This is a genomic window from Brucella intermedia LMG 3301 (genome assembly GCF_000182645.1).
GTDB classification, from domain to species: Bacteria; Pseudomonadota; Alphaproteobacteria; order Rhizobiales; family Rhizobiaceae; genus Brucella; species Brucella intermedia.
Genome location: NZ_ACQA01000001.1, coordinates 1,468,503 through 1,492,181, shown reverse-complemented (window position 1 = coordinate 1,492,181; position 23,679 = coordinate 1,468,503). Strand labels below are relative to the sequence as shown.

Below are 23,679 nucleotides of genomic sequence, written 5' to 3'. Positions count from 1 at the left end.
TCAATGCAGGGACAGAAAATTCCCGCAACTGTTATCACGGGTTTTCTTGGGTCGGGCAAAACGACGATGATCCGCAACCTGCTGGAAAACGCCAACGGAAAACGCATTGCATTGATCATCAATGAGTTCGGTGATCTCGGGGTCGATGGCGGTATTCTGAAAGGCTGCGGTATCGAGACCTGTCGCGAGGAAGATGTGATCGAGCTCAACAATGGCTGCATCTGCTGCACTGTTGCCGATGATTTCATCCCGACCATGACCAAGCTTCTGGATCGCGCTGATCGCCCCGATCATATCGTGATCGAAACCTCCGGCCTTGCCTTGCCGCAGCCGCTGGTCGCGGCTTTCAACTGGCCGGAGATCAAGACGCAGGTGACTGTCGATGGCGTGGTGACGGTGATCGATGCCGCAGCTGTTGCCGAAGGTCGTTTCGCTGATGACCACGACAAGGTTGATGCCCAGCGGGCAGCGGACGAATCCCTTGATCATGAAAGCCCCTTGGAGGAACTTTTTGAGGATCAGATTCATGCAGCCGACCTTATCGTTCTCAACAAGGCCGATCTGATCGATTCATCAAGACTGGAAGGCGTCAAGGCCGATGTCGCCGAGCGTTCGCCCCGCCGCGTGAATATGGTTCCTGCGAGCTTCGGCAAGCTTGGCGCCGATGTTCTGCTCGGTCTTGGTGTCGGCACTGAAGACGATATCGCCAACCGCAAGTCTCACCATGAAATCCATCATGCAGATGGACACGAGCACGATCACGACGAATTCGAGAGTTTTGTGGTTGAAGCGGGTTCTGTCGCTGATCCCAAGCTATTTGCGGATAAGCTGAAAGCGGTTATCGCGGAACATGACATTCTTCGTCTGAAGGGCTTTGTCGATGTGCCGGGCAAACCGATGCGTCTGGTTGTGCAAGCAGTCGGCCCGCGCATCGAGCATTATTTCGACCGTCCATGGGGCAAGGATGAGGCGCGCTCCACGCGACTGGTCGTGATCGGGTTGCATGACATTGATGAGGCGGCCATCGCCAAGGCAGTGAAAGACGCCGGCTGACCGATGCATCTTCTCCTTGCACAGAAAGGAACAATCAGCGACGGCAATGAGGCCGTCGATCTCGGCCAGACGCCGGGAGAGATATTGTTCCTTTCCGCCGCCGATACGGAACTGGCCAGTCTGGCGCAGGCGCACAGGCTCGCGCCGGATTTGCCGAGTTTGCGGCTGGCCAATTTCCTGACCCTCACTCATCCCATGTCGGTGGATGCCTATGTGGAGCGTACGGCCAGACATGCGAGCCTTATCGTGGTGCGCATCATTGGCGGTGAGACCTATTGGCCTTACGGGCTGGAAGCGCTGCATGCCTGCGCCGTCAATCATGGCATCAAGATTGCCGTATTGCCGGGAGACGACAAACCGGACCACGGGCTGGACCGGTTTTCGACCATCTCTGCCCAGGATCGAAATGAACTCTGGCAGTATCTGATCGAAGGCGGGGCAGCGAATACGGGCGCATTTCTTCAATATTGCGCCGCGCTGATTTCAGGTTCCGAGAAGCCGGAGAGTGCCGCACCTCTGCTCAAGGCTGGTCTGTGGTGGCCGGGAGACCATGTATCGTCGCTGGACAGCATCCGCGAGCACTGGAGCGACGCAAAAGCACCTGTCGCTGCCATCATCTTTTACCGGGCGCTGGTGCAAAGCGGACAGACGCAGCCCGTCGATGCGCTGATCGCATCGTTGCAGGCAAGGGGCATCAACCCGCTTCCGATATTCGTCTCAAGCCTCAAGGATCGATTGTCAGCAGCCGTTGTCGATGGTCTGTTTGAGGATTGTCCGCCGGATATCGTATTGAATGCCACGGGATTTGCGATTTCTTCGCCGGGGGCCGAGCGCAAGCCGACCGTGCTCGACAAGCGCGGCAACATGGTGCTCCAAGTCATCTTTTCCGGTACGCCGAAGTCCGTCTGGGAATCGTCGCAGCAAGGGCTGCTGGCGCGCGATCTGGCGATGAATGTCGCCTTGCCGGAAGTGGACGGGCGCGTGCTTTCACGTGCGGTTTCCTTCAAGTCGGCCAAACAGTTCGACGCGGCAGTGGAGGCGAATATCGTTGCCCACGAGCCGCATGAAAACCGCGTGGATTTTGTGGCGCGACTTGCGGCAAACTGGGTGCGGTTGAAACGGAAATCACCCGAAGAAAGACGTGTTGCGCTTATTCTTGCGAATTATCCGAACCGTGACGGGCGGCTTGGAAACGGGGTAGGGCTCGATACGCCAGCCGGGACGGTCGAAGTCCTGCACGCGATGGCGGATGGCGGCTATTCCCTCTCTGACCTGCCGGTGGACGGGGATGCTTTGATGCGCGCCCTGACGGCTGGTCCGACCAATGCTGCGCGTGACGGGCGAGAGATACGCGAAACGATTTCACTGAATCAATACAAGGCTTTCTTCAAAAGACTTCCCATTGCGATTCAGAAAGAGATTGAAGATCGCTGGGGTGCGCCGGAAAACGATCCTTACTTTGCGAAGGAACTTGTCGCTTTCGCATTGCCATTAATGCGGCTGGGTGAAACCTTTGTCGGTATTCAGCCCGCGCGCGGCTACAATATCGATCCGAAAGAGACATACCATTCGCCCGATCTGGTGCCTCCACACGGATATATTGCCTTCTACGCGTTTCTGCGCGAGGTCGCAGGCATTGATGCCATTGTGCATATGGGCAAGCATGGAAATCTAGAATGGCTGCCGGGAAAGGCGCTTGCGCTGTCCGAAAACTGTTATCCTGAAGCCGTGTTTGGTCCCACCCCCCATATCTATCCTTTCATCGTGAATGACCCCGGAGAAGGCACGCAGGCCAAGCGTCGTGCCGGTGCGGTCATCATCGACCATCTGACGCCGCCGCTGACACGCGCCGAAAGCTATGGTCCGCTGAAAGATCTGGAAGCGCTGGTGGACGAATATTACGAGGCCTCCGGTGTCGATCCTCGCCGCCTGCTGGGGCTGAAAGGACAGATACTCGATCTCGTGCGCGACATCGGGCTCGATCGGGATGCGGGCATCCACGATCATGACGATGAAGACATGGCTTTGCAAAAGCTCGATGCCTATCTCTGCGATCTGAAGGAAATGCAGATACGCGACGGGCTGCATATTTTCGGACTTGCACCTCAAGGCAGGCTACTGACTGATCTTCTGGTCGCGCTGGCCCGGGTGCCGCGCGGTGTTCCGGTTGCGCTCGGTGGTGCGCCGGGCGATCAAAGTCTCCAGCGGGCAATCGCTGCGGATTGTGGACTTGGCGAAACATTCGATCCGCTCGATTGCAATATGGCCGAAGCCTGGACCGGGCCCAAACAGGAACTCCTGTGCGTCGCAAGCCCTGCAACGTGGCGCATAGCAGGCGATACGGTGGAACGTATCGAACTGCTGGCCGCGAGTTTTGTTGCGGGTGAAACGGACTGCCCCGAAGACTGGTCGCAGACGCGGGCGGTGCTGCAATCCATAGAGGAGCATCTGCGCCCCAGGGTCGTTTCATGCGGGCCTTCGGAGATAGACGGGTTTCTTGCCGCACTCGATGGGCGATTTGTGCCGCCGGGACCCTCCGGCGCGCCGACGCGTGGTCGCCCCGATGTACTGCCGACCGGTCGCAATTTCTTCTCTACCGACAGTCGGGCCGTTCCCACTCCGGCGGCATGGGAACTTGGTCGCAAATCGGCCGAACTCCTGATCACCCGCTACACACAGGATCATGGGGAATGGCCGACGTCTTTCGGCCTGACCGCATGGGGCACGTCGAATATGCGTACCGGCGGCGATGACATTGCGCAGGCCTTGGCGCTGATCGGCGTCAAGCCGCTCTGGGATATGGCGTCACGCCGGGTGACGGGATATGAAATCATTCCGATTGCAAAGCTTGGCCGTCCTCGGGTCGATGTGACGCTGCGCATTTCCGGTTTCTTCCGCGATGCGTTTCCGGAACAGATTGCGCTCTTCGACAAGGCCGTGCGTGCAGTCGGCGCTCTCGACGAAGATGCCGAGGACAATCCAGTCGCAGCGCGTATGCGGATTGAGCAGGCGCGTCTTGTTGCCGAAGGGGCGGATGAAAAGACAGCGCAGCGCCGTGCGGGCTATCGTGTCTTCGGTTCTAAACCCGGCGCTTATGGAGCAGGCTTGCAGGCGCTGATAGACGAGAATGGCTGGGCCGGACGCAACGATCTGGCGGAAGCCTGGCTTGTCTGGGGCGGCTACGTCTATGGTGCAGATGAGGAAGGGCAGGCCGAGCGCGGTCTTCTTGAAGAAAGGCTTCGCTCTGTTCAGGCCGTGGTTCAGAATCAGGACAATCGCGAGCACGACCTTCTCGACAGCGATGATTATTACCAGTTTGAAGGTGGAATGGCCGCGACCGTGGAAAGTCTGAGCGGCGCAATGCCTGCGGTTTATCACAATGACCATTCCCGCCCGGAAAAGCCGGTGATCCGGGCGCTGGAAGAAGAGCTGTCACGCGTCGTGCGCGGGCGGGCGGCTAATCCGAAATGGATCGCAGGTGTGATGCGTCACGGCTATAAAGGCGCGGCAGAGATTGCGGCAACCGTCGACTATCTGTTCGCCTTTGCGGCGACCACCGGCAAGGTCGGAACTCATCACTTCGAGGCGGTCTATCAGGCTTATATTGCCGACAGGACAGTGCATGATTTCATGGCCGAGAAAAACCCCGCTGCGCTTGCCGAGACGGCGGCGAAGCTGAACAATGCCATCGAGCGGGGCTTCTGGACACCACGCTCCAATTCGGCGCGGTTCGAACTGGAACAACTTGCGACTTTGAATCCGGGAATGAGAACAAATGGCTGAAAAATCTGCAAAACTTCTGTCCATGACGGAAGAGGAACTGAACGCCCGTCATGCGGACAAGATGCGCAAGAAGAAAGCTGCCCGCGACAAGATCCAAGCGACAAAGACCGAGGAAAAAGGTCTGGTGATTGTCCATACCGGCAAGGGCAAGGGCAAATCGACCGCCGGTTTCGGGATGGTTTTCCGCGCGTTGGGCCACGGAATGAAGATCGGGGTCGTGCAGTTCGTCAAGGGATCGTGGGACACAGGCGAGCGCTGGGTTCTCGAAAAATTTCCCGATCAGGTCACGATTTCAGCGCTGGGAGAGGGCTTTACCTGGGAGACGCAGGATCGCACGCGAGATATCGCCATGGCGCGCGGTGCTTGGGAACAAGCCAAGGCGCTGATAATGGATGAAAGCTACGATATGGTGCTCTGCGACGAGTTGAATATCGTGCTTCGCTACGATTACCTGCCGGTCGAGGAAGTGATAGAGGTTCTCAAGGCCAAGCCGCAGATGAAGCATGTCATCATCACTGGTCGCAATGCCAAGGACGAGCTGCTAGAAGCCGCGGACCTCGTGACCGAGATGGAGATGATCAAGCATCCATTCCGCGCCGGGGTGAAGGCACAGAAGGGCATCGAGTTCTAGTTTTTCTTTTGCGCGTTATCCTGCGCAAAACCGTTTCACACTTTTGCTGGAAATGCTTCAATGTTGGACAGCTGGCAGTTCTGGGCACTGATGTCGGCGGTGTTTGCCGCGTTGACGGCGATCTTTGCCAAGATCGGTATTCAAGGCATCAATTCGGATTTCGCCACGCTCGTGCGCACGCTGGTTATCATCGGTGCATTGTGCCTGTTCCTGACCGTTACCGGCCAGTGGCAGAAACCGGGCGAAATTTCCGGGCGGTCGTGGCTGTTTCTGGTGCTTTCGGGGCTGGCGACCGGCGCTTCGTGGCTTGCTTATTTCCGGGCCTTGCAGATAGGTGACGCATCGCGCGTCGCGCCGATCGACAAATTGTCGGTGGTGCTGGTGGCCCTATTCGGCGCGGCATTCCTCGGCGAGCGCATGTCCACCATCAACTGGTTCGGCATTCTGCTGATTGGCTGCGGTGTCGTTTTGGTGGCGCTTAGAATTTAAAATCCTATCCACTGGCGCAGCGGATTGGTTCCGTCCATCAGGAGGCGAACTGCCAGCGCCAGGCTGACGACGACCAGAAGCGGCTTGATGATGCGTGAGCCGACCTTCATGGCGAGGCTTGCGCCGATCTGCGCGCCGATGAACTGGGCAATACCCATGCAGATGCCGATTTTCCAGTTGATGGTGCCGACGAGGGCAAAGGTTACAAAACTGCCGACATTGGAAGCGCAGTTGAGAAGCTTCGTATGCGCGGTAGCTTTCAACACGCCGAAACCGGCAAGCGCCACAAAGGCGAGCATGAAGAACGATCCGGTTCCGGGACCGAAAAGCCCATCGTAAAAACCGATCAGCGGAACGAGGGTTACACCAAAAAGAAACGGTCCGAAGCGTCGCGCCCGGTCAACATCGCCAAGGCTCGGCTTGACGGCAAAATAGACTGCGATGGCGATCAGGAGGATCGGCAGGGCCGCGCGCATGATATCCACGGGCAGAACGGTTGCCAGCAATGCGCCAAATACCGAGCCGATGAGCGAGGCGAGCGCTTCGGGCCACTGTTCTCTGATGTTGACATGCCCTTTGCGCGCATACGCAATGGTTGCTGACGATGAGCCGAACAGTCCTTGCAGCTTGTTCGTGCCCAATGCTTCAACGGGCGGTATTCCGGCCAGCAACAGGGCGGGAATCGTAATCATTCCGCCGCCTCCGGCTATGGAATCGATGATTCCGGCAATGAATGCCGCAGCCGTGAGGAGCAGGGTAAGCGTGTCAAAAAATTCAAGCATCGGGGGAGCCTAAAGGAGAGGTTGGGGCAACATAGAGCAGCCGCCTGGCGAACGCCAGTCAAACAAAGGCGCACTCGGAAGAAAGCTGGGTCTCGGAGCGAGATTGTTTTCCTGCGCGTCCGGCGCTATTCATTATAAGCAGACTGAAAGTTTAGAGGGGTTCCATGAGCGAAAGCATCTTTGAGCGGATCACAGCTTTTCTGAGCAGGAAGAGCGCCGTGCAGCGTGTCGCCGATGATCCGGCGCTCGCTTCTGAACTGCTTTTGCTGTTGCATGTGGTGTTTGCCGATGGTGATCAGCACCCAGCCGAAATAGCCGCATTCAAGGAAATTGCCGAAAAGAATTTCGGCATTCCACCGGAAGAGCTTCCGGAAGTCGCGGAATATCTCAAGGATTTTGCTTACGAGACGACAACCAAGCAAGCCGCCAACATGCTGGCGGAGATGGCGCCGGAGCGTCGGCTGGCACTGCTGGGTGACCTTGTGACGATTGCCTGCTCCGATAATCGCCTTGATCGTAGCGAAGCAACAATGATCCAGCGCATTGCCGACACGCTTGGGGTCAAGCCGGAAGAGCTGCACAAAGCGCGCCAGTCATCTCCCTGTGGGTTCTAGAAATTTCAATAGGGTTCTTGGCATGGGCGGTTCGTCGGGCGTGACGCTTGATGAACTTTTGGCCTTGGCCGAGCAAGTGCTGGCTCGGGGCGAGTGCGTACGGCCTGATGCTATTGCAACCTTGAACGCGAAGCGCGGCGAGCCAGTGTGGGCGGAGCTTGCGTCGCATTATGACTGTGCGCTTTGTTTCTTCGATGCCGCGCGACTGGAGCAGGAAACACCGCGTCTCAAAAACCCGTCGGACGCTGTTTTCCGGGCAGTCGGTTGCCATGGCGTTGCCGAGGCGGCAGCGCTTGCTGCCGCCGGTCCGCACGGTATTCTCGCGGTCGAGAAAACCGCGTCCGTCCGGACAACTGCCGCCTTGGCGATTGCTGGTTCCGACGCCGCTCCGCAGTTCAGGAAGGTAAAATTGTGACTGTTCATTTCATTGGCGCCGGTCCTGGCGCGGCGGATCTTATCACCGTTCGCGGCCTGCGCCTGATCGAGCGATGCCCTGTCTGCATCTATGCGGGATCACTGGTGCCGATTGAACTTGTCGCCGGAGCACCAAAGGATGCACGACTGGTCGACAGTTCATCCCTAACTTTGGACGAGATCATCGCCGAAATGGAAGTCGCCCACGCTAAAGGCCTCGATGTCGCGCGGGTGCATTCCGGTGATCCATCGATCTACGGCGCCATGGCCGAACAGATGCGCCGGCTGGACAGTCTCGGCATTCCCTATGATGTGACGCCGGGTGTGCCAGCCTTTGCGGCCGCTGCCGCCGCCCTGAAACAGGAATTGACCATTCCCGAGGTCAATCAGACCATCATTTTGACCCGTACCTCGATGAAATCGTCCGCCATGCCGGAAGGCGAAGACCTCGCCACGCTTGGCCGGTCAGGCGCGACGCTGGTGATTCACCTCTCCATTCGCAACCTCACGAAGATCAAGGCCGAGCTAATGCCCCTTTATGGCGCTGATTGCCCTGTTGTCGTTGCCTATCGCATAGGATGGCCGGACGAGCAGACATTGCGCGGTACTTTGGCGGATATAGCGGAGAAGGTGGCGGCATCCGGGTTGATACGCACGGCGATGATTTTTGTCGGGCGCGGGCTGGACCCAAAGAGCTTTCGCGATTCAGCGCTCTATCATGAAGCGCATAACCACGCGGCACGTTCAAAAGCCTAAGCTTGTGCGGGCAAATGCAATTGCTTCTTCCGGCGAGGTGACGATGTTCTTGACCGCAGCCGGCGGGCGGGAAATCATCATGACCGGAAGCCCGAGCGCGCGAGCGGCTTCGATCTTGGCATAGGAAATGGTGCCACCCGAATTGCGGCTGACGATCAATCCGATCTTGTGTTTCTCCAGAAATTGCTTTTCCGCAGCGAAATCGCCGGGCCTTGCGAGGATAAGCTCGGAATCCGGCGGCAGCGCCGCGTCCGGCGGGTCGATCATGCGCATGACGAAATGAACATCAGTGCGCTTGGCAAAAGGGGCGATGTGCTGGCGACCGAGCGCCAGAAAGACGCGCGCGTGAGGAGGAATGGCGTTTGCAGCTTCGGCTTCGCCGGAAATATCGATCCAGTTGTCATCTGGCTGCTTTTCCCAGGCGGGGCGCTCCAGCCGAACGAGCGGGGTTTTCGTCGCCTCTGTGGCGATGATGGCATTTTGCGATATACGCGCCGCATAAGGATGGGTGGCGTCGATCACGAGGTGGATTTTTTCGGCCCTGATATAGTCTGCAAGGCCCTCCGGTCCGCCGAAACCACCGATGCGAACCGTTCCAGCCAGTCTGGTTGGATTGCTGGTGCGTCCGGCAAGCGAGGTGATGGCTTTAACAGGCAGTTCTGCAAAAGCTGATGCAAGCGCTGCCGCCTCGGCGGTTCCGCCCAGAATGAGTATCTTCGGCTCAGATCCGCGCAAGGATATTTCCACTGCGGTCAGTCACGATAATCTCAACCTCCACAGCTGCGCCGCGAAGAGTTTCCAGCGCTGTTTCCTTCGCTTTGAGCGCAATCGGTGTGGCCATGTCGATGCCGATTGATTGAGTCAGTTCAAGTACTTCCAAGGCAGTGTTCGCAAAGAGAATCTGATCCTTCATGCTTGTCGGGGCGCCAGCCTTTTCGGCAATGGCCCAGAGGAAGCCCTTGTCCACTTGCGAGCGCGACGAATGAAGATCGAGTGCGCCTTGGGCAAGCTTGGTCAGCTTGGCGAAGCCGCCTGCGATCGTCAGCTTGTCGATGGGATGGTCACGCAGATATTTGAGCACACCGCCTGCGAAATCGCCCATGTCGAGAATGGCAAAATCCGGCAGATCATAGAGCGCCTGCGCTGCGTCTTCGGACGTGGAACCGGTTGCGCCGAGCACATGTTTTTGCCCGGCAGCACGCGCAACGTCGATGCCGCGATGGATCGAGTGAATCCAGGCCGAGCAGGAAAACGGGTGAACCACACCGGTGGTGCCGAGAATGGAAATGCCGCCGATAATGCCAAGGCGCGGGTTCCATGTCTTCTTGGCAATCTCTTCGCCGCCCGGCACTGATATCGTGATCACGAGGTCGGCGGGCAGGCCATATTCGGCGCAAATCTGCTCGCAGATTTCCGACATCATGCGGCGTGGAACCGGATTGATCGCTGCTTCGCCGGGTGGAATTTGCAAGCCGGGACGCGTGACCGTGCCAACCCCTTCACCGGCGCGAAAGACGACGCCGGTTCCCGGCGGTGCCGGGTATACCGTCGAGATGATGGTTGCGCCGTGGGTTACGTCGGGATCGTCGCCCGCATCCTTGACGATGCCCGCCATCGCATAGCCGTCGCCCAGTCCTTCATAGGCAAGCTGGAAGTACGGCACTTCGCCCTTGGGTAGAATTATGCCGACAGGATCGGGAAATTCCCCGGTGATGAGCGCCGTCAAAGCCGCTTTGGTGGCAGCCGTCGCGCAGGCGCCAGTCGTCCAGCCGCGGCGAAGCTCGACCTTTTCCTGACTTTTATTCGTTGGAGCAGTTTCGTCATTCATGGACGCCTTATAATGTATCTGCTAGCTGTGTCGCCAGATAGAATAATGGTTGACGAGAATGAACAAGGCTGAAGAAATAGCGGCATGTGTCATTGCTAAAAGCAAAATGGCGTTGCCTGCGATGGAGCCCGGCCACGTCTGGCTCGTGGGGGCAGGGCCGGGCGATCCCGGCCTTTTGACGCTTCATGCCGTCAACGCCCTGCAACAGGCGGATGTCATCGTCTATGACGCACTGGTGGATGATGCCTGCTTCTCTCTGAAACATGCAGATGCTGTTCTGGAATATGCAGGCAAGCGCGGCGGCAAGCCTTCGCCGAAACAGCGCGATATTTCCCTGCGGCTTGTCGAACTTGCGAAACAAGGCAAGAAGGTGCTGCGGTTGAAAGGTGGCGATCCGTTTGTTTTCGGACGCGGAGCAGAAGAGGCGCTGACGCTAGTGGAACACGGGGTTCCGTTTCGCGTCGTTCCCGGAGTGACTGCCGGAATTGGCGGCCTCGCCTATGCAGGCATCGCAGCAACGCATCGCGACATCAATCAGTCCGTGACGTTTCTGACCGGCCACGACGCCAGCGGTCTGGTGCCCGACGGGGTGGACTGGACTGGTATCGCCAGAACCTCTCCGGTTATCGTCATGTATATGGCGATGAAACATATTGATCTTATTGCCAGGCGGCTGATCGATGCCGGACGCTCGCCGGACGAGCCCGTCGCCTTTGTGTGCAATGCGAGCCTGCCCAGCCAGACCGTGCTCGAAACGACATTGGCGCAGGCTGCAAAAGACGTGGAAGCGGCGGGGCTGAACCCGCCTGCGATCGTGGTTGTGGGGCAGGTGGTTCGCCTGCGGGATGGATTGGACTGGATGGGCGCTTTGAGCGGCAAGATCCTGTCCAGCGACCCGCTTGGCAGAAAGAACCTAAATGAGGGAGCGCAAACCGCATGAAGGGTTTCATGATTGCTGCACCGGCTTCCGGGTCGGGCAAGACAACGGTAACGCTGGGTTTGTTGAGGGTTTTGAAACGCAAGGGCGTAGCGCTTGCACCGGTGAAAGCCGGGCCGGATTATATCGACCCTGCCTATCACAAGGCTGCGAGCGGCGCGGATTGCTTCAATCTCGACCCTTGGGCGATGCGTCCTGAACTTATCAGCGCGCTTTCCTCGCGCATGACCGAAAGCAGCGCCAAGCTGCTGGTCGCCGAGGGCATGATGGGGCTCTTTGACGGAGCGATCAACGGGAAGGGTTCTTCCGCCGATCTGGCCCGGCTTCTCGAGCTGCCGGTGGTGCTGGTGGTGGATTGTGCACGGCAATCACACTCGGTCGCGGCGCTTGTGTGGGGCTTCAGCCAGTTTCGCAAGGATGTGCTGATTGCCGGAATTATCCTCAACCGGGTTGGCAGCCCGCGGCACGAAGCGATGCTGCGTGGCGCGCTGGAGCCACTCGGCATCCCGGTTCTCGGCGCCTTGCCTCGCGATACCGAACTTTCGCTGCCGGAAAGGCATCTGGGACTGGTGCAGGCGGGCGAGCATTCCGACCTCGAAACTTTTCTGGATCATGCTGCCGATGTGATTGAAGCGCATATCGATCTGGATGCGTTGCAGTCGATCTGGTCGCGGCCGAAGCGTTACGATGCGATGGCCAATGTTCCACGCCTGAAACCGCTTGGGAGCCACATTGCGGTTGCCCGCGACGATGCATTCGCCTTTGCCTATGCGCATCTGTTTGAAGGCTGGCGCAGGCGAGGTGTGGAGATTTCGTTCTTCTCGCCGCTTGCAGATGAGGCTCCGAGACAGGATGCAGACGCAATCTATCTGCCCGGCGGTTATCCGGAACTTTACGCCGGCCGTTTGGCACAAGCCGGACGTTTTCAAACGGCAATACGCGACGCCGCAACGCGTGGTGTGACTGTTTATGGCGAATGCGGCGGTTACATGGTTCTTGGCGAGAGCTTGCAGGATGCGGAGGGTGTTGCGCATCCGATGCTGGGTCTTCTGCCGCTTGAAACGAGCTTCGCGAAAAGAAAGCTGCATCTTGGCTATCGCCTGCTGGAACCGCTTGAGGGCTCACCCTGGAAGGAGCCATTGAAGGCGCACGAGTTTCATTATGCAAGCATCCTGCGCGAAGGAGAGGCTGATCGGCTTTTCCGTGTGCGGGACGCCGCAGGAGACGAGCTTGGCGAGGCAGGGCTCAGGATCGGTTCCGTTTCAGGCTCGTTCATGCATGTGATCGATTTTTGCGGAGACAAAGCTTGAGTGCAGAAATCGAGCATGGCGGCGCGCTGGACAAGGCCGTCGCGCGCTTTGGCGGAAAGCCGGGAGACTGGCTTGATCTTTCAACGGGCATCAACCCGGAGCCTTTTTCACTTCCCGAACTGACACCGGAAATCTGGAACCGCTTGCCGGATGAGGGGGTGTTGCGGGAAACGCTGCGGCTGGCCCGCAGCTATTATGGGCTGCGTGAGAATGCGTCCATTGTCGCAGCTCCCGGCACACAGGCTTTGATCCAGCTCGTCCCGACGTTGGTTGCTCCGTCGACGGTTGCGGTTCTCGGGCCGACCTATCAGGAACATGCCGCTTCGTTCGTTGCCTGCGGCTGGAAGGTCGTGTCGTGTGCGGCAATCGGTGAAATTCCGGACGAGGCGACGGCGGCAGTTATCGTCAATCCCAATAATCCCGATGGTCGTGTGGTTTCAAAAGACGATCTTCAGCATCTGGGGCGAAAACTTGGTGCCCGGGGCGGTTTTCTGATCGTGGACGAGGCTTTTGCGGACACGCATGAGGATGTCAGCGTTGCAGCGGATGCGGAAGACATGCCGATGATCGTGCTGAAATCTTTCGGCAAGTTTTTCGGGCTGGCTGGCGTTCGTCTGGGCTTTGCCGTTGCCGGTAAGCCGTTTGTCGAGGCATTGCAGCAGCGGCTTGGGCCATGGGCGGTATCCGGCCCGGCGCTTGCCATTGCCAGCCATGCCTTCCGCGATGCCGAGGCGCTTTCCAACTATCGTGCGCGTATCGATTTGAGGCGGCTGGAACTGTCTGCTGTTCTCGAGAAATCCGGTCTGAAGGAAATCGGCGGCACGGCGCTGTTTTCTCTTGTTGAACACCCGGATGCGCACGAACTCTATGCCAGACTGTGCCAGAGACATATTCTGGTCCGGAAATTCAATTACGCCTCGCGCTGGTTGCGTATTGGTCTGCCGTTGGATGACGTGGCGCTTGCGCGCTTGGAAAAGGCGTTGAAACTTTGATTCAGTTTTTCTGGTCAAGCTCATGGAAATAAAGCTGATTATTCTTTCGCTTGCGCTGCTTCTCGATCGCTTTGTCGGCGATCCGCCGCAGCTATGGCAAAGGATGCCGCATCCCGTTGTCCTGTTCGGGAAAGCAATTTCATGGGGTGAAAAGCGCTGGAACAACCGAAATCTCGCTGCTGCGGTGCTTCGCCGAAATGGCATGTGGCTGACGGTTGGGCTGGTGGCTGTCTCTGTCGTTCTGGGGCTTGTCCTTGAGTTCCTACTGCCCTTTGCCGGAACAGCAGGCGCTGTTGCCGAAATCCTGATCGTGACGGTGCTGCTTGCGCAGAAAAGCCTTGCTGATCATGTGCAGGCGGTTGCGCTGGCGCTGCGGGAGCAGGGCCTCGAGGGCGGACGGCGGGCCGTGTCGATGATTGTTGGACGCAATCCCGAGCACCTTGATGAGGGCGGCATCAGCAGGGCAGCGATAGAAAGTCTGGCCGAAAACGCATCCGACGGCATTGTCGCGCCTGCGTTCTGGTTTCTGGTGGGCGGATTGCCGGGCCTGTTTGCCTACAAGATGATCAATACCGCCGACTCGATGATCGGTCATCTCAATGATCGCTATCGTGATTTCGGCCGTTTCGCGGCTAAGCTGGACGATGTTGCAAACTACATTCCTGCCCGGTTGACAGGGTTGCTGGCTTCACTGGCCACCGCGATCACGAAAGACAGGCTTTCCGGAAGGGAAGCTTTCTCGGTCATGCGCCGTGACGCGCGCTTGCATCGCTCGCCCAACGCAGGCTGGCCGGAATCGGCATTTGCAGGCGGGCTGGGGCTGGCATTGGCCGGTCCACGCCAATATGGGACGGAAAAAGTTGAAGGTCCCATGCTCAATGCATCCGGCAAACGGGATGCCAATGCCGATGATATAGATGCCGCGCTTCACCTTTTCTGGTCAACCATGAGCCTGATGACCGGGCTGGTGATCGCCGCCAGTCTCATTGGGCTACTTGTCGGCTAACACGAACCGTTTGCCGTCGAACCGCTGGAGGCGGTTGGGATTGTCCGTTCGGATGCCGTTGTCGTCGAATTTGATCGTGCCAAGCACGGTTTCGAAGGAACCTGTGCGAAGCGTATCAAGCACCGGCTGCTTCTTCTCGTCGGCGCGCAGGATCGCATCCGCAGCAATCTCCGCGCTGGCATAGCCGATGATGGCATAAGCATCGGCCAGTTTTGCGGCCTGATGCAGTGCGTCGATTGCGGGCTTTGCTGTTGAAAGGTCCTGCGGCCGGACCGGGGCGATCATCAAAGTGCCTTGGCTTAAGGGCTGTGCGCCGGGCGCGGCATCAAGCAGGCTGCCGCCTGCAATCGTTAGCGGATGATTGAGGGCGGCAGCGCTTGCACCGATGGCGGCGATATCGTCACGCTCGCCGCCGACATAGACATGGGTTGCGCCTGCGCGCCGCAGGCGGGCGACCAGCGCATTCTGATTGTCGAGGCCGGGCCGATAGGTATCGGTAAAAACCGGTTGCAGCTGCTGCTCCTTGAGGCTGGCCAGAACACGTGCGGCACGTTCGCGTCCCTCAATCGTGCCATCATCGATGACGGCAAAAGCCTGGGCACGCCAGAGACTGCCGAGAAAACTGCCTGTTGCTTGCGTTTCCTTGTCGAGTCCGGTTGCGAGACGGAATACTGCCATCGGTGCGGGTGCGCGCCTTTCGGTCAGCGTGGGTTCACTGACGCCTGAGGCCACGATAGCTATGTTGCCGGCTGCGAGAACCGGGAGCGCCGCCTCAAGGGCGTCGGGACACAGAAAGCCGGTTACGATCCGGACGTTTTCCCTCACGAAATGTTCCGCCGCTTCCCTGCCGCCTTCGGCATCGCAGCGGTCATCGGAAATGACGAGTTCAGCGCCTTTCGTCGCGGCCGCGATGCGCGCCCCTTCGGCCAGCTGATTACCCAACGGAGCGAAGGTTCCCGACAGGGGCGCTGCAAGGCCGATGCGCATATCTGCTGCCTGCGCCAGTACGGAACTGGCCAGCAGTGAGAGGATAATGCTTGTCAGCGCTGCGGCAGGACGTTTCCCTAGCTCGATCACGTGATCCGTCTTCATTAAACAATTCGTGGCATTTTCAACGAAAAGTGGGTAGCTGTTTCCTCGCCTTTGTGCAATGCCCGTTTCTGGGGGCCGATATCGCAAGCTTCTGAACATGGTAGCTGGCTTCAGGTAACATACCCATAGGGCGAGATGGATTCTGTTGGACGTGCAAACGATTAAGAACATCATTTCAAGTGCAGCTTCGGTGGAATCCAAGTCCTACCGCGATGCCATGAGCCATTATGCCGGCGCAGTGCAGATCGTCACGACCGCAGGCAGTGCGGGACGGCGCGGTCTAACCCTGACGGCGGCCTGCTCGGTGTCCGATAATCCGCCGACAATCCTCATCTGCCTGCAGAAGATACACGAGGAAAACCGGCTGTTCATCGACAATGGGGTTTTTGCCGTCAACACGCTTGCCGGCTCGCATCAGCAGCTGGCAGACGCGTTTTCCGGCCGCATTGGTCTGACGCAGGACGAGCGGTTCGAACTGGCGCGGTGGGAAGTTCAGGTTACCGGAGCGCCCATATTGCAGGGAGCGCTTGCCTCTTTCGATTGCCGGGTGGTGAGCGTTCAGGATCATTCCACCCATCACGTGCTTTTCGGCGAAGTGGTAGGCCTGCGGTCGAGGGCCGAAGAGGAAGCGCTGGTTTATCTCAACAGGCGCTACCATACGCTGGAGCTGTGATGTCGAGACGTGCAACACGCAGCCTCCTCGGAGTGTTGTTTCTGCTTTCGGCGGCGACGGCATCCGGGGCTTCGTCGCTGCCGCCTTACAAGGACGACTATTTCGCCTATCCCGGCGTCATCAGCAGCGCCGACAATGGCGATTACAAGGTCGTCGATTACAATGAAATGCGCGATATAAACGGGCGCGATGCGGTGCCCGAAAAGCGGGTGAAAGACGCCTATGTCTCGCTGAAGGCGCGCGCCTACCAGAAGGACGTCACGTTTCAGACCAAAGCTGGGCCAGTCAAGGCCATGACGGCGGGCAAGCGCGAAGGTGCATCCTTCATCGTCATCTATCTGCATGGCCGGGGCGGCAATCGCCTGCAAGGCATGAATGATTTTACCTTCGGCGGCAATTTCAACCGGGTGAAGAATCTCGCTGCATTGAACGGCGGCTTGTATGTCACACCGGACTTCAAGGATTTCGCCGATGCGGGCGAGGCGCAGATTGCCGGGCTGATTGAAGCTGTCAAAGCTTCGTCGCCAAGCGCTCCCTTGATCCTGTCCTGCGGCTCGCAGGGCGGAACGCTGTGCTGGCGCATAGCGGGCAACGAAAACGCCGGTAGTCAGCTTGCAGGTCTCATCCTGCTCGGCTCGCTTTGGGATGAGGGATTTTTCAAGTCTCCAGCATTCAGGAAGCGCGTGCCCGTTTTTTTCGGTCATGGAAGCCGCGACCCGGTTTTCGCCATCGACAAGCAGGAATCCTTCTATCGCGAGATACGCAAGCGCGCGCCGGGTTATCCGGTTCAGTTCCGCCGTTTCGAGAGTGGCAATCACGGCACGCCGATCCGCATGTCGGATTGGCGGGAAATGCTGAACTGGATTTTGGCAAAGCAGTGACTTCAGCCTGTGGATGCGAATCGAAATTCTGGCAATGTGACCTTCCTGCCACTCGACAATCGAGCAAAACCGAATAGTTATCGAACTTAAAATTTTACCTACTCAGCAGATCCTATGAGGTTGATCATGTACGGACGCGCCCGCACCGGAGCCCGTTTCCTAGCCATTGCCATGTTGGCCCCGCTTGCCGCTGCCTGCACGACGACTGTACCGACCACGACGGCGATGCCGGGCAAAACCGAGGCCCCGGTTAGCGCGCCGACGATTTCGATGCCGCGCTTCACTCCGACCGCTTATGTCGATCCTGCGCTGGCCCAGCCGTGCATCACCGCTGCTGCCAACAAATACTTCCTGCCGGAACGCGTTATCTCCGCCGTCAATTCCCGTCCGGGTGCAGCAGGCGGAACGGATGTGGATCTCAAGGTGGACCTGCGCACGGCTGTTTGCCAGCTCACTGCAAAGGGCGGTGTGCGTGCCGTCATCGACACGTCGCCGAAAAGCGCGGATCAGATTGCAGCCGAAGCAGCCGCGGCCAAGGCAGACGCCGTCGCCGCTGCCCAGCCGAAGAAGGCCAAGGCGAAGAAGAACTGATTCAACTATCAGGACTAACATGCGAAAAAGGCAGGGTTTTCCCTGCCTTTTTGTTTGTCATTTCTCAGGCTTTTCGCCGTACCAACGCGGCGTATAAACCCATTCGCAGCCATCGGACTTCGCAAACCGTTGTGTATGCGAGGAGCCGACGATCACCACGGTGCGCATGTCGACATCCTCTGGCGTCAATGCACCCAGCGTGGTTGTCCGTGTCGTCTCGGCAGGTCTGCCTATGTCTCGTCCAAGGACGACGGGCGTTTCAGGCGATCGATATTGGCGCAGGATTTCCAGCGCGCGGCCAAGCTGATGCGGGCGTGCCCTGGAGATCGGATTGTAGAACGCCATGGCGAGATCGGCTTCGGCGGCAAGCGCCAGGCGCTTTTCGATGACTTCCCAGGGCTTCAGGTTGTCCGATAGCGAAATGATGCAGAAGTCATGTCCCAGCGGCGCACCAATGCGCGATGCGGCAGCCATTGCCGCTGAAATTCCGGGCTGGATGACAAGCTCCACGCCGTGCCACGCGGGATTGTCCGTTTCGTGCAGCGCCTCGACAACCGCCGCAGCCATGGCGAAGACACCGGGATCGCCCGACGAAACCATGACGACATGCCGCCCGGAAGCCGCGAGTTCGAATGCATGACGGGCGCGCTGCATTTCCTCACGATTGTCGGTCATGTGAATGGTTTGGTCCGGGCGGAAAGGACGAAGGTTCTCCTCGGCCATTCGCACATAGGTCTCATAGCCGAGAATGTCTTCAGCCTGTTCCAGTTCATGCTGGACGGCAGGCGTCATCAGGCTGCGCGATCCGGGTCCGAGTCCGATAACGACCAGCTTGCCGCGCTTTCGACCGACAAACAGCACATCTGCCGGGGTTGGCGCAACGGCGATGGCGAGTCCGTCGTCTTCTATCAGTTCAATCGGCTGCTCGACCGAACGAAGGACGAGTTCGCGGGCGTGGGCAGCGTCCGCCGCAAAACGCAGCGGAATACCAAGCATTCGAGCCGCTTCGTGAAGTTCCGAAGCAGCGCAGTCTTTTTCATCGGCGAGAAGCAAGGCCAGTGACTGCCGGGCTATCCCCGCCCGGTTAAGCGCATGCTCAACATTGGCCTGAAGGTTTTCGCGGACCATATCAACGGCAATCGCCACGCTGCGCGGATGATAAATCAACGCGTCGGGACGCGGTACGCAATTGTGGGGCGTTATGCTGATCGTCAACGCGCCGTCGTCGGCGAAAGGCAGTTTCGATTGCGCAAGCCAGCGCGATTGTCCTTCAAGCCGCAACTTCTGTCCCGCGAGCAGGTTCGACATGAAACTTTTCGCGTCGTCTGGATTGGCAAGCGTCAATTCGGCAGGCGGATGCAGCAGATTGATTCCGAAGCGCAACTCGCCGGACGTGGTTATCGCAGGCGCGACCTCAAGCGCTGCCGCAACCTGCCGCGCCATGTCGTTGACACCCGAGAGCCCACCCAACAGTGGCACGACCGCGCTTCCATCCTCAGCCACGGCGAGAACTGGCGGTTCGATACGCTTGTTCTCAAGTAGCGGGGCGAGCGTCCGGATGACGATACCGGCGGCGCAAAGCGCGATGATCGGACGGCCTTCCTCATAGAGCGACCTTATTGCATCGCCGAAATGCACGAAGGTGTTGTCAACCGATGCAACGCGGCTCTGAAGGCCCCGTATTTCGGCGCGCTCCAACGCCATTGCGATCCGTTGCGCGGTGGGAACCGCAGCTTCTCCAAGCACCAGAATCGCAGGGGTCATGCGCCGTTCCATTTTTGCCCCGGAACGAGAATGATCGAGAAATAAGGGCAGTCGTCACCATCGACTTCGGCAAGCGGCACGATGCGCTGGTTGGACATGGTGGCGCGCTCGACATAGAGCGCACGGTCCATAAGACCGAGATCGACCAGCACGGCGCGGACCTTGTCGAGGTTCTTGCCGAGTTTCATGATCGCCGCAGCTCCCGTATCCGCAAGCTGCTGCTTCAGTTCCTCCGCGCCCATGACGCCGGAAAGAATGGAGAGGGTCTGGTTGCGATAGACAAGCGGCGCACCGAGGACGGCAGAGGCACCGAGAACGGAACAGACACCGGGCACGACTTGCGTTTCATACCGCTCTGCAAGCCGGTCGTGAATATACATGAATGAGCCGTAGAAGAAGGGATCGCCTTCTGCGATCACGGCCACATCCTGCCCGCGATCAAGATGGCTTGCGATCATGCTCGTTATCTCTCCATAGAAACTGCTGACGATCTGTTCGTAATCCATATGCGCCGGAAGTTTTTCCGTCGTAACCGGATAGATCAGCGGCACCAGAACCTGTTCGGGCGAAAGATATTCCTCGATGATGGTAAGGGCATTGCCCTTCTTGCCCCTCGCGGCGTGATAGGCAACAACCGGCGCGCTTTTGAGGAGGCGAAGGGCTTTCAGCGTTATAAGCTCAGGATCGCCGGGGCCAACGCCCAGCCCAAACAGTCTGCCTTTTGTCGTCATTATTCGCGCTCCGAGGCGAGCGCATTGACTGCCGCTGCCGTCATGGCACTGCCGCCGCGTCTGCCGCGCACGATCACATAAGGCACGCTGCGGCTGTTTGCGGCCAGTGCATCCTTGGATTCTGCCGCGCCGACAAAACCGACCGGCATGCCGATGATGAGCGCCGGTTTTGGCGCTCCGGCATCCAGCAGTTCAAAAAGGCGGAAGAGGGCGGTCGGTGCATTGCCGATTGCAACTACGCTGTTGGCGAGATGGGGAAGCCAGAGGTCGAGCGCAGCGGCTGAACGGGTATTGCCGATCTTCGCTGCAAGCTCGGGAACCGACGGATGGCCAAGCGTGCAGATGACTTCATTATTGACAGGCAGGCGAGAGCGGGTAACGCCTTCGGCCACCATGCGCGCGTCACAGAGAATGGGAGCGCCAGCAAGCAGAGCGTCGCGACCGGCCTTGCCAGCGCCTTCAGAAAAAGCGAGGTCGTTGACCACATCCACCATACCGCAGGCGTGAATGACGCGAACTGCAAGCTTTTCAAGATCGGCAGGTATCCGGCTTAGATCAGCCTCGGCACGAATGATAGCGAAAGACCGGTCGTAAATGGCCTGCCCGTCGCGGATGTAGTCTGTCATGGTGGCCGCTCTCAGTGTCGGGCGTTCAGAAGGTGCGCCGCTTCGTCAATGGTGATATCCGTCGCCAATAGCCGCCCGAAGCGCGATGGTCCAGCCCCGTCTTGCGGAAACAGCTCCTGCGTATAGAGATCATAGCGGCCTGCCGAGCGCGCCAGCAGCGTGTGTGGCAATGGTGCAAGTGCGGCGCATGATTTGGCGCATCCCGTGATATGCACGGATGAGGTTCCCGGACTTAAACGTGTCGCCAGCTTACCGCCATCGGCCTGAGTGTCAGCGAGCGCGGATGCGCAGCCATTGGAGCCCGAACAGGCACGGAGCCGCGCATGTGGCGATTCGGCAGAGGCTTCGAGGCCAAGCAAATGCAGTTTTTCGGCTACTTCACCAATCTGGGTTTCGCTTACATAAGGGAGAATAACGCCTTGCCATGGCGTAAGCCGCAACTCACACCTTCCGTTGTCGGAGAGGTTTGCCAGCTCCGTGAGTTGGTGTGGTGTCAGTCGTCCCAAAAGCGGCATGGCACCGATATAAAATGAACCATCAGATTGCTGACGGTGACCGAGATGCGAAAACGGTGTCGGCGCCTTGCGCTTCCAGCCGGTTGCCGGGTGGATGGTAAAAGGGAGTTCTTTGTCCAAACTTGCCAGAAAATCCGATGGCGAAACGGCCTCGAACAGATGTTTCATCCGCGCAAAGCTGCCGTAACGCAAGAAACTTTGCAGTATAGCTTCGATGAAGGACAGGGCGCGTTGCGCTTCTATGGCACCCAGCGCTGGCTTGTCAGGTGACGAAGCAAGGCCAAAGGCAAAGGTTTCCTGATCCATCGCCGAAAGCCAGATATCGCCCGGATGGGAAATCATGGCGCAGTCCTCGCCACCGTCAATCTGCAAAGAGAATTTCGGCGACAGGGCATGAAAAGCCTCATTCGCCTGCAACATATCCAGCACGGATGAGGCCAGTTCGGTGACGTCGACTATCTGGTCCCCGTCAATACCAGCGGTGGGGCTGACCATCACGTTGCGAATATCATCAGCACCGGAGTTTTCTGCTCCAAGGCCGGCGTCGTGCAGCGCGGCGACAACATTATCCCAATGTTCGGGCGCGATACCGCGCAGCTGGATATTGGAGCGAATCGACAGCTCTATGGCGCCTGCATCGAAACGTTCAGCTATTGCTGCAATTGAACGTGCCTGATCGGCTGACAGGCGACCGAGCCGCAGTTTAATACGGGCAATCGCACCGTCTTTTGCCATCACCATGCGCGAGAGGCCCGGGCAGGCGTTGCGCCTGTCGGGTTGGGCTTGCAGCGAATTGGTGATCGGATTGCTCGGCATTTCAGTCTTATACGCCTTGCCGCATGCACTTGCTACTGTCCGCGACAGAGCGAAATGCCTCACATTCGTTCGCCCTTCCGCTCTATCCGTTTGTTTTGCCGCATTTATGCGAAGTCAGGCGATTTCACCTGACTGCAAAATGCTCTACGAACTCGGGAAAAGGAGCATCGCGCATGGCACGCTGGCTGACAGTGATCGGGATCGGTGAAGACGGGTTTGATGGGCTTGGAAAAACCGCGCTTGCGGCTATTGCTTCGGCCAAGGCCATTTTCGGCGGCAGACGCCATCTGGATTTTCTGAACGATGCTATCAAAGCCCAGCGCGTGGCCTGGCCGTCTCCATTCGACGAAGCTATCGGGATGATCGAGGCCTATCGCGGCCAGCCTGTCATTGTGCTGGCAAGCGGCGATCCGATGTTTTTTGGCGTGGGTGCAACCTTGGCCCGGCATTTTTCGCCGGAAGAAATGCTGGTTCTGCCACATCCGTCGTCGCTTTCACTGGCTGCGGCGCGGATGGGCTGGCCGCTCCAGGATGTCCGCACAGTCAGCGTGCACGGTCGTCCGTTTGAATTGCTGCAACCGCATATCCTGCCCGGCGAGAAGCTCTTGGTGCTCAGCAATGACGGTACGACGCCAGCAAAAGCGGCGGCAATGCTCAAGGGCAAGGGGTTTGGCCAAAGCCGCATGACTGTTCTTGAGCATATTGATGGCTCCAAGGAACACCGGGTGCAGGATATCGCCGAAAACTGGTCGCACGGGCGATGCGCCGATCTGAATGTTCTGGCAATCGAATGCATCGCTGCACCGGAAGCGAACGTGTTTTCGCCGGTCGCTGGTCTTCCCGATGAGGCGTTCGAGAATGATGGCCAACTGACCAAGCGCGACATTCGTGCCGTCACGCTGTCGCGATTGCAGCCTTTGCCGCATCAACTGCTATGGGATGTCGGCGCCGGTTGTGGTTCGATTGGCATCGAATGGATGCGTGTTCATCCCTCGTGTCGTGTGATTGCCATTGAGGCCAGCGAACAGCGACAGGCGATGATCGAGCGAAATCGCGCCGCACTGGGCGTTCCCGGATTGCAGCTGGTCAGGGGGGAGGCGCCCTTGGCGTTGGCAGGCTTGGAAGCGCCAGACGCGATCTTCATCGGCGGCGGGGTAACGGATGACGGTGTGCTGGAAGCTTGCTGGAACGCCTTGAATCCGGGGGGCAGGCTGGTTGCCAACGCAGTGACTCTGCAAAGCGAAATGCTGCTTTTCAACTGGCGTGAAAAGTACGGCGGAGAACTGACGCGATTGTCGGTTGCGCAGGCTGGGGCGCTCGGTTCCTTCGATGTCTGGCGGCAGGCACTGCCCGTCACGATTTATTGCGGGTTCAAGCCAAAATGATGACTTGAAT

The 23,679-nt window shown here is 58.6% G+C and carries 23 protein-coding genes; 15 read left to right on the top strand and 8 right to left on the bottom strand.

The window, feature by feature from the left end; all coding sequences use genetic code 11:
• Nucleotides 1-3: 3 nt before the first annotated feature.
• The 4 genes from cobW to OINT_RS07140 are packed head-to-tail and all read left to right on the top strand — an operon-like array spanning nt 4 to nt 5,956.
• Complete coding sequence (gene cobW, locus OINT_RS07155; protein WP_006467111.1) at nt 4-1,053, top strand: cobalamin biosynthesis protein CobW; 1,050 nt, start codon at nt 4-6, stop codon at nt 1,051-1,053.
• A gap of 3 nt (nt 1,054-1,056) precedes the next feature.
• Nucleotides 1,057-4,836: a cobaltochelatase subunit CobN gene (gene cobN, locus OINT_RS07150; RefSeq protein ID WP_006467110.1), complete on the top strand. Its 3,780-nt coding sequence runs from the start codon at nt 1,057-1,059 to the stop codon at nt 4,834-4,836.
• Complete coding sequence (gene cobO, locus OINT_RS07145; protein ID WP_006467109.1) at nt 4,829-5,467, top strand: cob(I)yrinic acid a,c-diamide adenosyltransferase; 639 nt, start codon at nt 4,829-4,831, stop codon at nt 5,465-5,467. Before cobN ends, cobO begins: the two co-directional genes overlap by 8 nt.
• Nucleotides 5,468-5,527: 60 nt before the next feature.
• Nucleotides 5,528-5,956 (top strand): EamA family transporter, encoded by a 429-nt coding sequence (locus OINT_RS07140; protein WP_006467107.1) that lies wholly within the window; start codon nt 5,528-5,530, stop codon nt 5,954-5,956.
• On the opposite strand, the gene OINT_RS07135 is transcribed toward OINT_RS07140, so the two are convergent.
• A complete protein-coding gene (locus OINT_RS07135; RefSeq protein ID WP_006467105.1) occupies nt 5,953-6,738 on the bottom strand; it encodes a TSUP family transporter in 786 nt (261 codons plus the stop codon). The genes OINT_RS07140 and OINT_RS07135 overlap by 4 nt on opposite strands.
• A 164-nt stretch (nt 6,739-6,902) precedes the next feature.
• Here OINT_RS07135 and OINT_RS07130 point away from each other — a divergent pair, with 164 nt between their 5' ends.
• Genes OINT_RS07130 through cobM form a run of 3 tightly spaced genes read left to right on the top strand, consistent with a single transcriptional unit; the run spans nt 6,903 to nt 8,522 of the window.
• Entirely contained in the window at nt 6,903-7,352 is a 450-nt protein-coding gene (locus tag OINT_RS07130; RefSeq protein ID WP_006467101.1) for a tellurite resistance TerB family protein, read from the top strand.
• 22 nt (nt 7,353-7,374) lie between these two features.
• Nucleotides 7,375-7,767, top strand: a complete 393-nt coding sequence (locus tag OINT_RS07125; protein ID WP_006470283.1) for a cobalamin biosynthesis protein — start codon at nt 7,375-7,377, stop codon at nt 7,765-7,767.
• Entirely contained in the window at nt 7,764-8,522 is a 759-nt protein-coding gene (gene cobM / locus OINT_RS07120) for a precorrin-4 C(11)-methyltransferase (RefSeq protein WP_006467099.1), read from the top strand. The genes OINT_RS07125 and cobM overlap by 4 nt, the downstream gene beginning before the upstream one ends.
• On the opposite strand, the gene OINT_RS07115 is transcribed toward cobM, so the two are convergent.
• Entirely contained in the window at nt 8,511-9,257 is a 747-nt protein-coding gene (locus tag OINT_RS07115; RefSeq protein WP_006470284.1) for a cobalt-precorrin-6A reductase, read from the bottom strand. The two genes, cobM and OINT_RS07115, sit on opposite strands and share 12 nt — an antisense overlap.
• Nucleotides 9,244-10,350 carry a cobalt-precorrin-5B (C(1))-methyltransferase gene (locus OINT_RS07110; RefSeq protein ID WP_006467097.1) on the bottom strand — a complete coding sequence of 369 codons (1,107 nt, stop codon included), beginning with the start codon at nt 10,348-10,350 and terminating at the stop codon, nt 9,244-9,246. Before OINT_RS07110 ends, OINT_RS07115 begins: the two co-directional genes overlap by 14 nt.
• Before the next feature lie 58 nt (nt 10,351-10,408).
• On the opposite strand from OINT_RS07110, the gene cobA reads away from it, so the two are divergent.
• From cobA to cbiB, 4 genes are read left to right on the top strand one after another with little or no spacing between them, the layout of a single operon-like run.
• Nucleotides 10,409-11,290, top strand: coding sequence for a uroporphyrinogen-III C-methyltransferase (cobA, locus tag OINT_RS07105; RefSeq protein ID WP_006470285.1), 882 nt, complete (start codon nt 10,409-10,411; stop codon nt 11,288-11,290).
• A complete protein-coding gene (locus OINT_RS07100; RefSeq protein ID WP_006467095.1) occupies nt 11,287-12,597 on the top strand; it encodes a cobyrinate a,c-diamide synthase in 1,311 nt (436 codons plus the stop codon). Before cobA ends, OINT_RS07100 begins: the two co-directional genes overlap by 4 nt.
• Nucleotides 12,594-13,589 (top strand): threonine-phosphate decarboxylase CobD, encoded by a 996-nt coding sequence (gene cobD / locus OINT_RS07095; protein ID WP_006470286.1) that lies wholly within the window; start codon nt 12,594-12,596, stop codon nt 13,587-13,589. Before OINT_RS07100 ends, cobD begins: the two co-directional genes overlap by 4 nt.
• 22 nt (nt 13,590-13,611) lie before the next feature.
• Nucleotides 13,612-14,595: an adenosylcobinamide-phosphate synthase CbiB gene (gene cbiB / locus OINT_RS07090; RefSeq protein WP_006467093.1), complete on the top strand. Its 984-nt coding sequence runs from the start codon at nt 13,612-13,614 to the stop codon at nt 14,593-14,595.
• Here cbiB and OINT_RS07085 read toward each other — a convergent pair.
• Nucleotides 14,581-15,672: a branched-chain amino acid ABC transporter substrate-binding protein gene (locus OINT_RS07085; protein ID WP_006470287.1), complete on the bottom strand. Its 1,092-nt coding sequence runs from the start codon at nt 15,670-15,672 to the stop codon at nt 14,581-14,583. The genes cbiB and OINT_RS07085 overlap by 15 nt on opposite strands.
• A 166-nt stretch (nt 15,673-15,838) precedes the next feature.
• On the opposite strand from OINT_RS07085, the gene OINT_RS07080 reads away from it, so the two are divergent.
• The 3 genes from OINT_RS07080 (at nt 15,839) to OINT_RS07070 (ending at nt 17,832) form a co-directional block, all read left to right on the top strand.
• Nucleotides 15,839-16,360, top strand: coding sequence for a flavin reductase (locus OINT_RS07080; protein ID WP_006470288.1), 522 nt, complete (start codon nt 15,839-15,841; stop codon nt 16,358-16,360).
• The gene (locus OINT_RS07075; RefSeq protein ID WP_006470289.1) at nt 16,360-17,241 is read left to right on the top strand and encodes an alpha/beta hydrolase; all 882 of its coding nucleotides are present in this window, start codon (nt 16,360-16,362) and stop codon (nt 17,239-17,241) included. Before OINT_RS07080 ends, OINT_RS07075 begins: the two co-directional genes overlap by 1 nt.
• 126 nt (nt 17,242-17,367) lie before the next feature.
• Complete coding sequence (locus tag OINT_RS07070) at nt 17,368-17,832, top strand: hypothetical protein (RefSeq protein ID WP_006467089.1); 465 nt, start codon at nt 17,368-17,370, stop codon at nt 17,830-17,832.
• A 57-nt stretch (nt 17,833-17,889) separates the two neighbouring features.
• Here the strand turns inward: OINT_RS07070 and cobJ are convergent, their stop codons facing one another.
• The 4 genes from cobJ to cobG are packed head-to-tail and all read right to left on the bottom strand — an operon-like array spanning nt 17,890 to nt 22,284.
• A complete protein-coding gene (gene cobJ / locus OINT_RS07065) occupies nt 17,890-19,596 on the bottom strand; it encodes a precorrin-3B C(17)-methyltransferase (protein ID WP_172491097.1) in 1,707 nt (568 codons plus the stop codon).
• Nucleotides 19,593-20,327 carry a precorrin-2 C(20)-methyltransferase gene (locus tag OINT_RS07060; RefSeq protein WP_006467087.1) on the bottom strand — a complete coding sequence of 245 codons (735 nt, stop codon included), beginning with the start codon at nt 20,325-20,327 and terminating at the stop codon, nt 19,593-19,595. The genes cobJ and OINT_RS07060 overlap by 4 nt, the downstream gene beginning before the upstream one ends.
• Nucleotides 20,327-20,953 (bottom strand): precorrin-8X methylmutase, encoded by a 627-nt coding sequence (locus tag OINT_RS07055; RefSeq protein WP_006467086.1) that lies wholly within the window; start codon nt 20,951-20,953, stop codon nt 20,327-20,329. The genes OINT_RS07060 and OINT_RS07055 overlap by 1 nt, the downstream gene beginning before the upstream one ends.
• A gap of 11 nt (nt 20,954-20,964) precedes the next feature.
• Nucleotides 20,965-22,284 (bottom strand): precorrin-3B synthase, encoded by a 1,320-nt coding sequence (cobG, locus tag OINT_RS07050; RefSeq protein WP_006470290.1) that lies wholly within the window; start codon nt 22,282-22,284, stop codon nt 20,965-20,967.
• A gap of 173 nt (nt 22,285-22,457) precedes the next feature.
• Here cobG and OINT_RS07045 point away from each other — a divergent pair, with 173 nt between their 5' ends.
• Nucleotides 22,458-23,669, top strand: a complete 1,212-nt coding sequence (locus OINT_RS07045; protein ID WP_006470291.1) for a bifunctional cobalt-precorrin-7 (C(5))-methyltransferase/cobalt-precorrin-6B (C(15))-methyltransferase — start codon at nt 22,458-22,460, stop codon at nt 23,667-23,669.
• Nucleotides 23,670-23,679 lie beyond the last annotated feature (10 nt).